We start from the raw sequence: 15,484 nt of genomic DNA, 5'->3' as shown, positions 1-15,484 counted from the left end.
CCGGGCGCCTGCAATACAAGGGAATCTGTCATGGCCAAGGCCGAGAGTGAATCTGCCCGTCTGTCCGATGTGGAAGCGGACCCCATAACGACTCGTACCCGTGCCCGACGGGGCGAACAGGTGGACAACGGCCGGCTCCCGGAACGTCTGTCACCACCGTTGGCCACGCCGGTGGAGCACCCACCGGCGGGGGAATGGCGCTATGAAGTCCAGTTCCACGGGTATCGACTCCTGGCGCGAATCGAGAACGGCGAAGTACGCCTGTTGAATCGCAGCCACACGGACTGGACCGAACGGCTCAGGCTGCACGCCGACGCCCTGGCGAAGCTGGACCTGGGTGACTGTTGGCTCGATGGGGAACTGGTGCTGCTCGACGACACCGGCCATTCCGACTTCCCTGCCCTGCGCCAGGCCTTCGAGATCGGTCGTAGCGTCGACATGGTCTACTTTCTTTTCGACGCGCCGTTTCTCAATGGCATCGACCTGCGCCAACAGCCGTTGGAAGAACGCCGCGCCGCACTCAAGAACGCCCTGAAGAACAACACCAGCAAGCGCCTGCGGTTTTCAGAGGCATTCTCCGCCAGCCAACACGACATCTTCGAAAGTGCCACCGCCCTTTCCTTGGACAGTGTGGTCGGCAAGCGCCTGGGCAGCCCCTATATCTCCGGCCGCAACCCCGATTGGGTCAAGCTCAAATGTCGGCTGCGCCAGTGCTTCGTTATCGTGGGGTTCACCCGCCCCCAAGGCAAACGCAGCGGTTTTGGCGCACTGTTGCTGGCGGTCAACGGGCCGTCGGGGCTGGTGTACGCCGGTCGGGTCGGCACGGGCTTCAGCCAGTCCCAACTCAAGCAACTGCATGAACAACTCTGCGCCCAGGAGCGCGAAACCTCACCGCTGGACAAACCGCTCAGCGGCGCACAGGCACGCGGCGTGCATTGGGTCGAGCCGACGCAAGTCTGCGAAGTCGAATTCGCTGAATGGACCGGCGACGGCCTGGTCCGCCAGGCGGTATTCCTTGAGCTACCGGGCGACGGGCAAGCCAGTCGCGTTGTGCGCGAACAACCCATGCCGATAAAAGCGGCGGCCCCCAAGCCCAAGCGTCGGACCAAGGCCAACGCCGCCAAGGTCGACGGCGTGGTGATCACCCACCCCGACCGCGTCGTCGACAGCGTCAGCGGCGTGCAAAAAGCAGAGCTGGCGCAATACTACCTGGACATCGCCCCGTGGATCCTGCCCCACCTCAAGTTGCGCCCGGTCGCGCTTGTGCGGGCACCGGAGGGGATCGGCGAAGAACTGTTCTTCCAGAAACATGCCGACCGCCTGGAGATCCCACATATCAAACAGCTGGACCCGGACCTGGACCCAGGCCATGCGGCGCTGATGGAGATCGACAGCGTCCATGCGCTGGTCGGCGCCGCGCAGATGGGCGCGGTGGAGTTGCACACCTGGACGGCGACCCATGATCGGATCGAGACGCCCGACCTGTTCGTCCTGGACCTGGACCCCGACCCGTCGCTGCCCTGGAGCGCCATGCTGGAAGCGACACGCATGACCTTGTCGGTGCTTGACGAACTGGGCTTGCAAGGATTTCTCAAGACCAGCGGTGGCAAAGGCATGCACGTCATCGTGCCGATGGCGCGTAGCGAGGGGTGGGATGTCACCAAAGCCTTCGCCAAGGCCATCTCACAATTCCTGACCCGGCAGATGCCGCAACGAATCACCGCGACCATGGGGCCGAAGAACCGAGTGGGCAAGGTGTTTGTCGACTATCTGCGCAACGCCCGTGGCGCCAGCACCGTGGCCGCCTACTCGGTGCGCGCAAGACCAGGCCTGCCGGTTTCGGTCCCGATAGCACGGGACGAACTGGACGGCCTGCGCAACGCCCAGCAATGGGACATCCAGACGGCGCTGGAACGGGCCAAGGGCCTGGGCGCCGATCCGTGGGAAGGTTATAGCCATCGCCAGCGGATCACCACCAGGATGTGGACACAGCTGGAGGCTGAAAAGCCCGGTTCCTGACCTTTCAGATCCAGACGAAAATAGCCAGCAGAGCGCCGAAGAACGCCCATTTCTGCAAGTAGTACAACTTGCGGTTGCGTTTCTTCAGCGCTTTGCCTTGCAGACGAATCTTGTACAACCGTGAAAACGCCCGGTTCAGGCCGCCAGTCTTGTCACCGGCATCGTTCGGCGCTCCAGCGGAGGACATCACGGTACGGCTGAACCAACGGTTGAATGCCGTGGCCCAACGGTACTTCATGGGCCGTTCCACGTCGCAGAACAAGATGATGCGGTTATCTGGCGTCGTGTTTTCGGCGTAATGGATGAACGTCTCGTCGAATATGACCGCCTCGCCGTCCCGCCAGTGATACGACTGGCCGTCGACATCGATGTAGCAACCGGCATCATTGGGCGTCTGCAGGCCCAGGTGGTAGCGATAGGAGCCGGCGTACGGATCACGATGTCGGACCAGTTTCGAGCCGGGCGGAAGTTCAGCGAACATGGCCGCCTTGATCGAGCCGATGCCCTGCACCAGCTCGGTGGTGCGTGGGCACAGCTTCATGGCCGACGGATGGCTGTCGCCATACCACTTGAGATAGAAACGCTTCCAACCGGTCTTGAAAAAGGAGTTGAAGCCCACGTCGTCATATTGGTTCGAGCGCTTGATCTCGCCTGCTTGCAACAGGTTTTGACCCTCGGCGCGAATTTCTTCCCAATGGGCCTGCAACGGGCTCAGGTCCGGGAACTCGCCTGGGCTGAGGAACGGCTTGTTGGGGAATTTCGAGCACAGGTAGAGCAGGCAATTGACCGGCGCGAGGAAGGACGAGTGGTCGCTCAGCTGGCGTCCGAGCTTATGCCGCACGCGCCCACGCAGATGCACATAGCCGATGGAGAGGATATAGATCGCAACGATGATGAGCTTCACGGAGTCCGTCACAATGCAAGAGTTGACAGGCGGCGTCTCCTGGCCAGCCAAGCGGCGAGGTAGAGGGCGTCGAGTGAGATGGCATTTTAGCCAGACTTTGTAACTGAAAGTTATCCTCAGTTGTGAAAAACTGTCTCGCCCGGGCAATACCCTATCGTTAACGCGTCCAGATCAGTACAATCGCCGCCCAATATCACGCGCCCCCTTTTGGCCGATGCCGGAAAACCGACCTCGGCGCCTATCCATTCGGGCGAGGCGCTCCGTATGCAGCTGTCCTCTTATGCCGGATGGACCCTTGCGCTTGCGACCGCGAAGCTTCCAGCGCGGTGCGGATCGGCGCAAACAGGTACTGAACAGGTACTGCCGCACCCTTAGCTACTCTGAATGTTCCGCAGGATAAACCTTTGATTTCTACAGCTAACATCACGATGCAGTTCGGCGCCAAGCCGCTGTTCGAAAACGTCTCTGTCAAATTTGGCGCGGGTAACCGCTACGGCCTGATCGGTGCCAACGGTTGCGGCAAGTCGACCTTCATGAAAATCCTCGGCGGCGACCTCGAGCCATCCGGCGGCCAGGTGATGCTGGAGCCGAACGTGCGCCTGGGTAAACTGCGCCAGGACCAGTTCGCCTACGAGCAATTCACCGTGATCGATACCGTGATCATGGGCCACGAAGAGCTGTGGAAGGTCAAGGCCGAGCGCGACCGCATTTATTCGCTGCCGGAGATGACCGAAGAAGACGGCATGGCCGTGGCCGAGCTCGAAACCGAGTTCGCCGAGATGGACGGCTACACCGCCGAATCCCGCGCCGGTGAACTGCTGCTGGGCCTGGGCATTCCCCTGGAACAGCATTTCGGCCCGATGACCGAAGTCGCCCCAGGCTGGAAGCTGCGTGTGTTGCTCGCCCAGGCATTGTTCTCCGATCCGGAAGTGCTGTTGCTCGACGAACCGACCAACCACCTGGACATCAACACCATCCGTTGGCTGGAAAACATCCTCACGGCGCGTAACAGCACCATGATCATCATTTCCCACGACCGGCACTTCCTCAATAGCGTCTGCACCCACATGGCCGACCTGGACTACGGTGAGCTGCGCCTGTTCCCGGGCAACTACGACGAATACATGATCGCGGCCACCCAGTCCCGCGAGCAGTTGCTGTCGGACAACGCCAAGAAGAAAGCCCAGATCGCCGAATTGCAGACGTTCGTCAGCCGGTTCTCGGCCAACGCCTCGAAAGCCAAGCAGGCCACTTCCCGCGCCAAGCAGATCGACAAGATCCAGCTGGCCGAGGTCAAGCCATCGAGTCGCGTCAGCCCGTTCATTCGCTTCGAACAGACCAAGAAGCTGCACCGCCAGGCCGTGACCATCGAGCGCATGTCCAAGGGCTTCGACGGCAAGACGCTGTTCAAGAACTTCAGCTTCACCGTCGAAGCCGGCGAGCGCGTGGCGATCATCGGCCCCAACGGCATCGGCAAGACCACCCTGCTCCGTACCTTGATGGGCGAGCTGACACCGGACGCCGGCTCGGTCAAATGGACCGAAAGCGCGGAACTGGGCTACTACGCCCAGGACCACGCCCACGACTTCGAGGACGACGTCAGTTTGTTCGACTGGATGGGCCAGTGGACTCAGGGCGAACAGATGATCCGTGGCACCCTGGGTCGCATGCTGTTTTCCAACGATGAGATCCTCAAGTCGGTCAAAGTCATCTCCGGTGGTGAACAGGGCCGCATGCTGTTTGGCAAGCTGATCCTGCAAAAGCCGAACGTACTGGTGATGGACGAACCGACCAACCACTTGGACATGGAATCCATCGAAGCGCTGAACCTGGCGCTGGAGAACTACCCGGGCACGTTGATCTTCGTCAGCCACGACCGCGAATTCGTATCGTCCCTGGCGACCCGCATCATCGAGCTGAGCGCCGATGGCGTGGTCGACTTCAGCGGCACCTACGATGACTACCTGCGCAGCCAGGGCGTGATGTTCTAAGAACAGCCACAAGCCGTAAGCCTCAAGCTGCAAGCGAAAGCCCTGTCCATGTGACGGGGCTTTTTCGTTCCAAATCCAAAAACCGGTGGGAGCGAGCCTGCTCGCGAAATGGCCACTCCTGCCAGCATCCCACTGCCTGACCCACCGCCATCGCGAGCAAGCTAGAATCTCCCACGGGGCACTTATGGCCTGCCCCCAAGGCTCAAGTACACCCAAACACTGTGGGAGCGAGCCTGCTCGCGATGGCGTTGGCACAGTCATCCCGCTCAACAACCGTTAGCCAGCTTCCTTTTCTCCCCGCCACGCGCCATGATGAAGCACTCCTGCCGCTGCCCGCGAACGAGCCACCATGCCAACAGCCCAGCCCGCTCCCAGCTCCTTGTCGATCACCTTGCAGATCGTCTCCATCGTTTTCTACACCTTTATCGCCTTTCTTTGCATCGGACTGCCCATCGCCGTGTTGCCAGGCTATGTCCACGATCAATTGGGCTTCAGCGCCGTCATCGCGGGGCTGACCATCGGCTCGCAATACCTGGCGACCCTGCTCAGCCGCCCCATGGCCGGAAGGCTGTCGGACAGCGTCGGGACCAAGCGGGCCATCGTGTATGGTTTGCTAGGGATTCTGCTCAGCGGCGTGCTGACGCTGATCTCGACATTGCTGCAGGATTTCCCGCTACCAAGCCTGGTGATCCTGATCGCGGGACGTTTGCTCTTGGGGGTCGCCCAAGGGCTGATCGGTGTCGGGACGATCAGTTGGTGCATGGGCCAGGTCGGCGTGGAGCACACCGCCCGCTCGATTTCATGGAATGGGATTGCTTCCTACGGCGCCATCGCCATCGGTGCGCCGCTGGGGGTGGTGATGGTCGGCAGCCTCGGCTTCGACAGCCTGGGCATCGCCTTGTCCTTGTTGGCCGGCATGGCGCTGCTGCTGATTCGCAACAAGCCGTCGGTACCGGTCGTGCGTGGCGAGCGCCTACCCTTCTGGGCCGTGTTCGGGCGCATTTCGCCCTTTGGCGCGAGCCTGTGCCTGGCCTCGATCGGCTACGGCACGCTCACCACCTTCATTACGCTGTTCTATGTCAGCCGCGGGTGGACCGGCGCGGCGTGGTGCCTGACGGTCTTCGGCATCTGCTTCATCCTGTCGCGGCTATTGTTCATTTCCAGCATCGCCCGTTTCGGTGGCTTCAGCTCGGCCATTGTCTGCATGAGCATCGAGACCGTGGGGCTGGTGATGCTCTGGCTCGCCCCCTCCACCGCGTTTGCCCTGGTGGGCGCGGGCCTGGCCGGTTTCGGCTTGTCGCTGGTCTATCCGGCGTTGGGCGTGGAAGCCATCAAGCAGGTGCCCAACAGCAGCCGAGGTGCCGGGTTGAGCGCCTATGCGGTGTTCTTCGACCTGGCATTGGCGATTGCCGGCCCACTGATGGGCGCGGTGGCGTTGAACCTCGGCTACTCGTCGATCTTTTTCTTCGCGGCCTTGTTGTCGCTTATCGGCCTGGGCCTGGCGCTACTGCTGCGCCGGCGGGCCGAGCGTAGCGATCACTGATCGGCCGTCCTCATGCCCGCGCGGGTCGGCTTGCCCAGTGCCTGGCTGAAGAAGCGACTGGCCTCGGAAATCATGGTGCGGTGGATGTCCTTGCGATCGACCCCATCGGCATCGGTACACAGCGCCGGCATTGCCGCGATCTGCTCGTCGGTGCATGGGGCCATGAAGACGAAGTGGCCGGCCCCGGCCAATGTCTTGAAGTCCGGCGCGGTGGGCAGCTTGCGCGCCAGGGCCGCGGCGTTCTTGTCGAACGCCACCAGTTTGTCGCCGTCGCCACTGTAGAGCAGCACCGGCACATGGACGTCCGCCAACGTGTGACGGCCGAATTTCAGGCTCAATGGCGCCATCAGCAACAATGCGCGAACCCTGGGATCAGCCACCGGTGACAGGTCATCGCGATCGGCAATCAGCTCACCCTGGGTATTGCAGGCGTCACGGTCATCGGGCCGTTCCTGGCAATAGCGCCGCAGGCGATTGAGGTCCGGCGTGGCGCCGGAAAGAATCAAGGCGGTTTCACCGCCCGCCGAATAACCGATCACGCCCACCTGTCCGGCATTGACGAATGGCGAGAGCATGGGGTCGTTCAACGTTGCGGTGATGGCTTCGGAGATCTGGATCGGCCGCCCGTACAAATTGCTTAAAGTACCGAGTCGGCTGTGATCCTGGGCGTTGTCCCCCGGATGTATCACCGCCACCACCACGAACCCCTTGCGCGCCAGCGAGGTGGCCAGGTCATGCAGGGCCAAGGGCGTGCCGGTGTTGCCATGGGAGAGCATGAGCAATGGAAACCGGCCGATGGCGATCTGGGCATCCGGCGCCGCGTCGATCTGATAGCCGCCCAGGGAGCTGGACTGATCCTTGGCGGTGGACGGATAGAACGCGATGGCATGCATCGGCTGCTGGTCCAGCGGATCGAGAAAATCCAACTCATGGAAACCGGCGCTCCAATGCGGATGCGGCGCCGGCGCGGCCTGCACCGGACTGAGGCTGGCAAACAGACAAAGCAGTAATGCTGCACCAACACGTGTCATCGAATCTTCCACCTTCGCACGCACGGGGAAGGCCCCGTCGTTACCGTTCGGGCCGTGCATAACCTGCGCCACCAAGCCCAGCGCCGACATACGAAAAAACCCCGTATTCCAGCCGCTTCATGACGACGAGAATACAGGGTTTTGCAAAGGTTGCCCGAAGCGCCTGGCGCCTTTACGCAAGCCTTACGCGGCAGCGAATTGCTGGCCGATCTGCAGCTTGGCTTCGCTTATCGCTTTGCTTCGCATGTCATCACCGTAGGCCAAGCCTTCGGCGCGGACGAATTCGATGTCGGTGATGCCCAGGAACCCGAACATTTGCTTCAGGTAGTCCTCATGGCCTACGCCACTTGGTTGCCCGGCATGCAGGCCGCCGGAGGTCGAGACGATCACCAGCTTCTTGCCGCCGCACAGGCCTTCGGGGCCGGCTTCGGTGTAGCGGAACGTCTGACCAGCCACGGCGATGCGGTCGATCCAGGCCTTGAGCTGGGTCGGAATGCTGAAGTTGTACATCGGGGCTGCAATCACGACGGCGTCTGCCGCAAGAAATTCGGCCATGGTCGATGCGCTGAGGTCGGCTTCGTGCTTGAGGGCAGCATCGCGCAGCTCAGCGCTGGTGCCGGCGGCGACCAGCGTCTGGGCGGAAAAGTGGCTGATGGCATCGGTCGCCAGGTCGCGGTAAGTGACGGTGATGCCCGGCTCGGCGGCTGTCCAAGCCTGGACCAGTTCACGGCTCAATTGGCGCGAAGCGGAGTTGTCGCCGAGGATGCTCGAATCGATGTGCAACAGTTTCATGTGAGTGCTCTCCAAGTGAGGATCGCGACCAGGCGATCAATTGAGAACAATCCTATCGATGAAACCAATAGCCGATAAGATACCAACAATGCGATAGTTTGTTCCACTGACAGGACAATCGAGCTGGCCATGCAGGACCTCAATGATCTTTATTACTTCGCCAAGGTGGTTGAGGCCGGCGGCTTCGCGGCGGCCGGACGATTGCTCGGCATACCGAAGTCGCGGCTGTCACGGCGTATAGCCGAGCTGGAAGAGCGTCTCAATGCTCGCCTGTTGCAACGTACGACTCGCCAACTGAAGCTGACCGCCGTGGGTGAACGCTACCTTCGCCACTGCCAGGCGATGTTGTTGGAAGCGGAGATGGCCGACGAGGCCGTGGCGAGCATGTCCAGCGAGCCCCGTGGACGGCTGCGGGTGTCGAGCCCGGTGGGATTGGCGCACCAGTTTTTGCCGTCGATCATCGAAACCTTCCTGGCGAAATATCCGCAGGTCCAACTGGAGATGATTCTGCTCAATCGGCGAGTGGACCTGGTCAGCGAAGGCATCGACGTGGCGCTGCGGGTGAGAGACTTGGGTGACGAGGACCCGCTGTTGATGACCCGCCGCTTGCGCCAGGCCCGGTTGATCATGGTCGCCAGCCCCGCCTTTACCGAGGGGCGCCGAATCGAAACCCCGGAGGATCTACGGCAACTGCCGGTGCTGGGGGCGTTGGAAGCAGATCGACAGGTTCACCTGCGCCTGCTTGACCGCCGTGGCCAAAGCACCGAACTGGCCTTGGAAGCGCGCCTGGGCATCGATGATTTCATCGTGCGCCGCGCCTGCGCCCTCGCCGGCCTGGGCTTTACCCTGCTGCCGAGCATGTATTGCGAAGAGGAATTGCGCGACGGGAGGTTGGTGGAGTTGTTGCCTGGCTGGTCATCCCCCGATGGCTGGCTCTTGGCGGTTTATCCTCACCGGCGCGGTATGCTGCCGGCGGTGCGCGCCTGGATCGATCATTTGGTGGCGGCGTTTGAACAATGTGGAGAGAAAACGCTATGAGCTTGAGCGAAGAGGATGTCGCACGGTTTTGCCTGGGCCTGCCTGGGGTCAGGGAAGACTACAAGTGGGGCGGCGTGCGGGTATTTTCCATCGCTGGAAACAAGATGTTCGCCTTGCAGGGCCTGCGCAGTGATTCGTTGGCGTTCAAGGTCGACAAGGACCTGTTTCTAGGCCACTGCGACCGGCCCGGCATTCACCCCGCGCCTTATCTGGCCCGGGCGCAGTGGATCATCATGAACGTGCCCTACCCGCTGGGCGATGACGAATTGCGGGGGTTGCTGCAACGCTCCCATCAACTGGTGGTCAGCAAATTGCCGAAGCGGACGCAGGTTGGGTTGTTGCTGTAGCGTCCTAGAACAACGCCAGCAGATGCCCACCCAGGAACAACTGATCCACCCAGAACCCCTGGTGCAATAACACGACGAACCAGAACACCACCTGAAACGAAACCTTGCGGGTCTTGTGGCGAAACACCTGTTGAGCCAGCAACGCACCGGGCCAGCCACCGGCCAGCTCGACGGCGTGCAACACATTTTCCGGCGTGCGCCAGGCGTCCGAACGCGCCTTGCGCTTATCGCTCCAGTAGAGCAAAAACGCCACGACACTGACGAGGCCGTAAGCTGTCATCGGCACCCAGGACTCGCCTTGCAGCCCCAGCAGTAGCGAACCCGCGAGCGGCAAGGCGCACAGCAGCGCGAACACGCCCAGCTTGAGCCGCAGGTTCTGCACGGCCCCGCTGGTGTGACGCGCGCCGCGCCGGCCTGAATCGTTCATGGCTTGGCCGCTGTCCAGTCCACCCAGCCAAACTGCCAGGTCGCCAGGATCAACAGGCCGAACGCAATCCGATACCAGGCGAAGACTGCATAGCTGTGGCTGGCGATGAAGCGCAGCAGGCCCTTGACCGCGATCATGGCGAAGATGAACGCGGTGATGAAGCCGATGGCAAACACGGGGAAATCCGCTGGAACGAACAATTCGCGGTATTTATAGCCGGAGTAAACCGCCGCGCCGACCATGGTCGGCATTGCCAGGAAAAAAGAGAATTCCGTGGCGGTCCTGCGCGACAGGCCGAACAGCAGCCCGCCGATGATGGTTGCCCCGGAGCGGGAGGTGCCGGGAATCATCGCGATGCACTGGGCCAGGCCGACTTTCAGGGCGTCCTTCCATGTCATGTCATCGACGGTTTCGGCGTGCACCGTGTGCTGGCGCTTCTCGGCCCACAGCATCACCAACCCACCTACTACCAGCGCCGTCGCAACGGTAATGGCGTTGAACAGGTAATGATGGATCCAGTCGGCAAGCAGCACGCCCAATATCACCGCGGGAAAGAAGGCAATCAGTAGGTTGGCGGTGAATCGACGGGCGCCGGGCTGGGTCGGCAGGCCCAACACCACATCAAAAATCTTGCGCCGAAACTCCCAGACCACCGCCAGGATCGCGCCGAGCTGGATGATGATGTTGAACGCCATCGAACGTTCGCCACCAAACCCGAGCAAATCCGCAACAACTATCTGGTGCCCCGTGCTGGAAATCGGCAGAAACTCCGTCAGGCCCTCTACCACGCCAAGAATCAATGCCGAAAAGGCAGTCCACAAATCCATTCATCCCCCAAAAAAAAGCCTGTCTATCCAGGCCTTATCTATATTCAAACATTACGCGGCGAGCGCAGCGGGCTGCACGATAACCGCGACCTTGCAAAAAAAACCAATGAAAAAAGCAGAACAGGCTCAGGTTTTGCGCTGCGGGGCCGAAATCCTATCAGACAAGCCCTGATAACGCTGCCGCGTCATGACCCAGGTCCATCACGCGTACCTGCCGAGCGTTAAAGTGCCGGCCGTCGTTAAAAATGACAAGAATAAGAACCGGAGTGACAGCGTATGAATAGCTTGCGCAGTGTATCGATCAGCCGACGCTTGTGGCTCATCCTGGTCGTGGCCATCGTGATGTTGTTCACGCTGGGCGCGTTTATGCTCAAACAGATCCACACGGACCTGTATCAGGCCAAGGTGCAGAAGACCCAACACGTGGTCCAGACCGCCAGCGGTGTGTTGAGCTACTACCATGGCCTGGAAACCGCCGGCACGCTGACGCGCGATGCGGCGCAGAAGCAGGCCCTCAGCGCGGTCCGCGGGCTGCGCTATGACCAGAACGACTACTTCTGGATCAACGACCTGACGCCGGTCATGGTCATGCACCCCACCAATCCCAAACTCGAAGGTCAGAACCTCTCGGCGATCCGCGACCCCAACGGGTTTGCGCTGTTCAACGAGATGGTCACCATCGCCAAGGCCAAGGGCGCCGGCATGGTCGACTACCTCTGGCCCAAGCCGGGCGCCGACGCGCCGGTCGGCAAGACGTCCTACGTCAAACTGTTCGAACCGTGGGGCTGGATCATTGGCTCCGGTGTGTATGTGGATGACGTCCAGGCAGAATTTCAGTCCCAGGTGATCAAGGCCGCGTTGATCGGTTTGGCGATTACCTTGGTCATGGGCCTGCTGCTGACGCTGATCGTGCGCAGCATCGTCCGTCCGCTTCAGGACACCGTCAACGCCATGGCCAACATCGCCAGCGGTGAAAGCGACCTGACCCGCACCCTCGACACCCACGGTCAGGACGAAGTCACCCAGTTGGCGCGACACTTCAACGCCTTTACCGCAAAACTGCGGCAAGTCGTGGGCCAGTTGCAGAGCTCTGCCAGCGCGCTTGGGCAATCATCCAGCGAACTGGGCAACGACGCCGCGCAGGCGCAGCAGCGCAGCCAGCAGCAATCCCAACAGATGGAACTGGTGGCGACCGCCATCAACGAAGTGACCTATGGCGTGCAGGACGTCGCCAAGAACGCTGAACATGCCGCCAGTGAAATGCGCGACGCCGAATCCCAGGCCCAGCAAGGCCAGGTCAACATCGACGGCAGCCTGCAACAGATCGACCGGCTTTCGCAGACCATCGACCAGGCCGTGGAAGTGATTCGCACCCTGGCGAGTGAAAGCACCCAGATCGGCAGCGTGCTGGAGGTGATTCGCTCCATCGCCGAACAAACCAACCTGCTGGCGCTCAACGCCGCGATCGAAGCCGCCCGCGCCGGCGAACAGGGCCGCGGCTTTGCCGTGGTGGCCGACGAAGTGCGTCTGCTGGCCCAGCGCACGCAGAAATCCACGGCGGAAATCCAGGCCATGATCGAACGCCTGCAAAACCACTCCGAAGCCGCGGTGAAAGTCATCAGCGACAGCAGCCGGGCCTCGCAGTTGACTATCGAACAAGCGGGCCTGGCCGGTGCCAGCCTCAACGCCATCGGCCAAGCCTTGCGCAACCTCAACAGCCTGAACGCTTCCATCGCCAGCGCCACTCTTCAACAGGCCCATGTGGTGGAAGACATCAACCAGAACGTCACCCAGGCCGCCGGCCTCTCCCACAGCACCGCCGTGGCCGCCGAGCAGTCGAGCCTGGCGAGCGCGCGCCTGAAAGACTTGAGCGAACAGCTGAACGGGTTGCTCAAGCAGTTCCGGGTCTGAGATGCATCCTGCTCGCGATGCGCTAGCACATCCAACATGGATGCCAGCTGACCCGGCGCCATCGCGAGCAAGCTCGCTCCCACAGGGTTGCGAGATGATCTGGAGTGCGGATTTACACCGTAATCCCTTGTGAGCTTGCTCGCGATAGCGCCAAGGCTTTCAGCGCTGAAGTTGGAGCTCTGCGCCCCATAGCGTTTACAATCCCCGCCCTCTCCGACTTCCCCAAGGAATCGCCATGTCCGGGCTTGAACTGTTTGCCGCAGCCCTCGGCGTGATCGCTGTCTGGTTGACCGTCAAGCAGAACCCCTGGTGCTGGCCGATCGGCCTGGTCATGGTGCTGCTGTACAGCTGGATTTTCTTCGAAGTTAAGCTTTATTCCGACATGTTGTTGCAGGTGGTCTACGCGGTTCTGCAGCTGTATGGCTGGTGGCAGTGGACCCGTGCCGGGCGCGATCACGAGGGGCGCCAGGTCACTCGCCTGGGCGCGCCGTCGGTGTGGCTCGGCCTTGCCATCGGTGCGGCGGGTAGCTTGGTGTTGGGCGGTGCGATGGCCCATTGGACCGACGCCGCGCAACCCTGGCTCGACGCGGCGCTCACCGGGTTCAGCTTGGTTGCCCAGTGGTGGATGGCACAGAAACGCGTGCAGTGCTGGCCGTTGTGGATTGTCCTCGACGTGACTTTTGTGGGTTTGTTCATCTACAAGGATCTGTACCTGACCGCCGCCCTTTACGCCCTGTTTACCCTGCTGGCGGTGCAAGGCTGGCGGGAATGGCGTGCCGACCCGGCGCTGCGCACATGAAGGTGGTGGTGCTGACCGGTCCGGAATCCAGCGGCAAGAGCTGGTTGGCGGCCCAGTTGCAGACTTATTTCGGCGGCGTGCGGGTGGATGAATACGTGCGCCACTTCATGGAACAGACCCAACGCGAGACGTCCCTGGACGACATTACCGCTATCGCCACGGGGCAACTGGCCTGGGAAGATGCGGCCCGGGCGCGACAACCGGCCTTGTTGATCCTCGACACGCACCTGTTGAGCAATATCCTCTGGAGCCAGACGCTGTTCGGCGACTGCCCGGCCTGGCTCGAACCGGCACTGCTGGCACGCCATTACGACTTACACCTGCTCCTCAGCCCCGAACAGGTCGAATGGATCGGCGACGGTTTGCGCTGTCAGCCTGCCCTCGCCGAACGGGTGATTTTTTTTGATGCCATTGAAGACTGGCTGGTTCGCCACCGGCAACCCTTCCTGAAAATCGAAGGTGACTGGGCGCAGCGCCGCGAGCAAGTTCTGGCTGCCGTCTCCCGGTTGCTCCAAGCGTGATGTTTCATCCCTGATACATCCCGCTCTCGCCAAACGCGGATCCACCGCCGCCTCAAGGGTTTGGCAGCCTGACTGTCAAGTCACTGATACACCTTCTTCCAACCCCGGTTCTGGGGCCAAACAGTGGCCTGTGGCCGGTAGCCCGTCGGCAGGCATGTTTCATTGATGAAACAGATTGCCTGACGCTCGCCTGGTCATTCCCGCAACTTACTGAAAACCCGCGCTTTTCCAAATCCGGCACAACACCTGCTCCGCTCCTTCGCAACGCTGACTAGGGCCAGCGCCAAGTGCAGAAGGAACGAAGTCATGGGGACTATCAACACAAGCTTGACCTGCCTGTTGCTGTTCGGCTGCGCCACCGCGGCAACGCTCAGCCTGCCGGCACAAGCCGAGGGCAACGGCGTCATCGTACTCGACCGTGACGTGCAGCCTGTCCATATCGGTCGCAACGGCGGCAAAGACCCCTACCCGACCACCGTCAACGCCAACCCTTCCGATCGGATCAACCAGGCAACCGCGAGCACTGAGCTCAGCGACGGCGAATTCGCCGGCATTGCCAGCGGCTCGACGATCCGCAACACGGTCAATCCGAATACCGGCGTGCAAGGCCTCAACGTCGTGACCAATCCCAACGGCATGCCGGGCATGAGCGCTGGACACGGTGGCGGTAGCGGCGGCGCCATTTCCGGCACCATCAACCGCTCGCTGAGTTCCGGCCTGGCCCCATTGGGCCGCTTGGCGGGGGGCCAGTGAGATGAAATCGACTTGGCTCCTGATCGCGCTGCTCGGCTCATCCGCCGTGCTCGCCGATCCTGGCGTGGCGGTGAGCCATGCCGATCTGCAGAACTCCGGCAGTCGCTATACCGGCAACCTCAATGTCAACCAGGCGGCCGGGGACCGGACCCAACAGACCAACACCCGGGCCATTGCCATTGGCACCGACGCCCAGGCGACCACCGTCGTGCGGCAACGCCTCGACACGCCGGCCAGTGCATCGATGAACGCAAGCGCGCGCATTGGTGGCAGCTCATTTACCAACGGCAACGGCGTGCTGGGCGTCAACCAGTCCGCCGGCGCCAACAATCAGATGGCCAATGTCATGCGGGTGAGCATCAGTGCCCGCCCGCAAAGCATGGACGACAGCGCCCTGTCTCAACAGAACGTGGCGCTGGTACCGAACTCCGGAGCAACTGACACCCCAACCGGCAGCCGCCAGGTCGCAACGAGCGACCAGGCCTTCACCGGCAGCCGAGGGGTTATCCAGGTGCATCAGAGTGCCGGGGTGGGGAACCGCATGGCTAACACCCTGAGCATCCGGGTCGCTGACTGACCCG

Annotated in this window: 15 protein-coding genes; 10 read left to right on the top strand and 5 right to left on the bottom strand. The window is 61.7% G+C overall.

The window, feature by feature from the left end; genetic code table 11:
* Window positions 1-30: 30 nt before the first annotated feature.
* Window positions 31-2,019, top strand: a complete 1,989-nt coding sequence (gene ligD / locus J3P81_RS11820; RefSeq protein WP_434563916.1) for a DNA ligase D — start codon at window positions 31-33, stop codon at window positions 2,017-2,019.
* A 4-nt stretch (window positions 2,020-2,023) separates the two neighbouring features.
* On the opposite strand, the gene lpxO is transcribed toward ligD, so the two are convergent.
* Complete coding sequence (lpxO, locus tag J3P81_RS11815; protein ID WP_420766853.1) at window positions 2,024-2,923, bottom strand: lipid A hydroxylase LpxO; 900 nt, start codon at window positions 2,921-2,923, stop codon at window positions 2,024-2,026.
* A 404-nt stretch (window positions 2,924-3,327) separates the two neighbouring features.
* Between lpxO and J3P81_RS11810 the strand changes: the two genes are divergently transcribed.
* Both J3P81_RS11810 and J3P81_RS11805 read left to right on the top strand, forming a co-directional pair.
* Window positions 3,328-4,914, top strand: coding sequence for an ABC-F family ATPase (locus tag J3P81_RS11810; protein WP_420766852.1), 1,587 nt, complete (start codon window positions 3,328-3,330; stop codon window positions 4,912-4,914).
* A gap of 349 nt (window positions 4,915-5,263) precedes the next feature.
* Entirely contained in the window at window positions 5,264-6,457 is a 1,194-nt protein-coding gene (locus J3P81_RS11805) for an MFS transporter (RefSeq protein WP_420766851.1), read from the top strand.
* Here the strand turns inward: J3P81_RS11805 and J3P81_RS11800 are convergent.
* Together J3P81_RS11800 and J3P81_RS11795 are read right to left on the bottom strand one after the other, a co-directional pair.
* The gene (locus J3P81_RS11800) at window positions 6,451-7,488 is read right to left on the bottom strand and encodes an alpha/beta hydrolase family protein (RefSeq protein WP_434563914.1); all 1,038 of its coding nucleotides are present in this window, start codon (window positions 7,486-7,488) and stop codon (window positions 6,451-6,453) included. The genes J3P81_RS11805 and J3P81_RS11800 overlap by 7 nt on opposite strands.
* A 183-nt stretch (window positions 7,489-7,671) precedes the next feature.
* A complete protein-coding gene (locus tag J3P81_RS11795; protein ID WP_420766849.1) occupies window positions 7,672-8,280 on the bottom strand; it encodes an FMN-dependent NADH-azoreductase in 609 nt (202 codons plus the stop codon).
* 129 nt (window positions 8,281-8,409) lie between these two features.
* Between J3P81_RS11795 and J3P81_RS11790 the strand changes: the two genes are divergently transcribed.
* Together J3P81_RS11790 and J3P81_RS11785 are read left to right on the top strand one after the other, a co-directional pair.
* Window positions 8,410-9,318, top strand: a complete 909-nt coding sequence (locus J3P81_RS11790; protein WP_420766848.1) for a LysR substrate-binding domain-containing protein — start codon at window positions 8,410-8,412, stop codon at window positions 9,316-9,318.
* On the top strand, window positions 9,315-9,665 hold the full coding sequence (locus tag J3P81_RS11785; RefSeq protein WP_420766847.1) for an MmcQ/YjbR family DNA-binding protein: 351 nt from the start codon (window positions 9,315-9,317) through the stop codon (window positions 9,663-9,665). The genes J3P81_RS11790 and J3P81_RS11785 overlap by 4 nt, the downstream gene beginning before the upstream one ends.
* Before the next feature lie 4 nt (window positions 9,666-9,669).
* Here J3P81_RS11785 and J3P81_RS11780 read toward each other — a convergent pair whose 3' ends face one another.
* Together J3P81_RS11780 and J3P81_RS11775 are read right to left on the bottom strand one after the other, a co-directional pair.
* Window positions 9,670-10,092, bottom strand: coding sequence for a DUF1294 domain-containing protein (locus J3P81_RS11780; RefSeq protein ID WP_434563912.1), 423 nt, complete (start codon window positions 10,090-10,092; stop codon window positions 9,670-9,672).
* On the bottom strand, window positions 10,089-10,919 hold the full coding sequence (locus J3P81_RS11775; protein WP_434563910.1) for an undecaprenyl-diphosphate phosphatase: 831 nt from the start codon (window positions 10,917-10,919) through the stop codon (window positions 10,089-10,091). Before J3P81_RS11775 ends, J3P81_RS11780 begins: the two co-directional genes overlap by 4 nt.
* A 276-nt stretch (window positions 10,920-11,195) precedes the next feature.
* On the opposite strand from J3P81_RS11775, the gene J3P81_RS11770 reads away from it, so the two are divergent.
* From J3P81_RS11770 to J3P81_RS11750, 5 genes are all read left to right on the top strand, one after another.
* Window positions 11,196-12,830: a methyl-accepting chemotaxis protein gene (locus tag J3P81_RS11770; protein WP_434563908.1), complete on the top strand. Its 1,635-nt coding sequence runs from the start codon at window positions 11,196-11,198 to the stop codon at window positions 12,828-12,830.
* A 235-nt stretch (window positions 12,831-13,065) separates the two neighbouring features.
* Window positions 13,066-13,629, top strand: a complete 564-nt coding sequence (gene pnuC, locus J3P81_RS11765) for a nicotinamide riboside transporter PnuC (protein ID WP_434563906.1) — start codon at window positions 13,066-13,068, stop codon at window positions 13,627-13,629.
* The gene (locus tag J3P81_RS11760) at window positions 13,626-14,150 is read left to right on the top strand and encodes an AAA family ATPase (RefSeq protein WP_420766842.1); all 525 of its coding nucleotides are present in this window, start codon (window positions 13,626-13,628) and stop codon (window positions 14,148-14,150) included. The genes pnuC and J3P81_RS11760 overlap by 4 nt, the downstream gene beginning before the upstream one ends.
* A 306-nt stretch (window positions 14,151-14,456) precedes the next feature.
* On the top strand, window positions 14,457-14,903 hold the full coding sequence (locus J3P81_RS11755; protein WP_420766841.1) for a hypothetical protein: 447 nt from the start codon (window positions 14,457-14,459) through the stop codon (window positions 14,901-14,903).
* 1 nt (window position 14,904) lies between these two features.
* Window positions 14,905-15,480: an adhesin gene (locus J3P81_RS11750; RefSeq protein WP_434563904.1), complete on the top strand. Its 576-nt coding sequence runs from the start codon at window positions 14,905-14,907 to the stop codon at window positions 15,478-15,480.
* The last annotated feature ends 4 nt before the right edge of the window (window positions 15,481-15,484 follow it).

Origin of the sequence: Pseudomonas sp. R1-6 (assembly GCF_051132115.1) — a bacterium.
Taxonomy (GTDB): domain Bacteria; phylum Pseudomonadota; class Gammaproteobacteria; order Pseudomonadales; family Pseudomonadaceae; genus Aquipseudomonas.
This window is presented reverse-complemented; position numbering and strand designations above follow the sequence as displayed.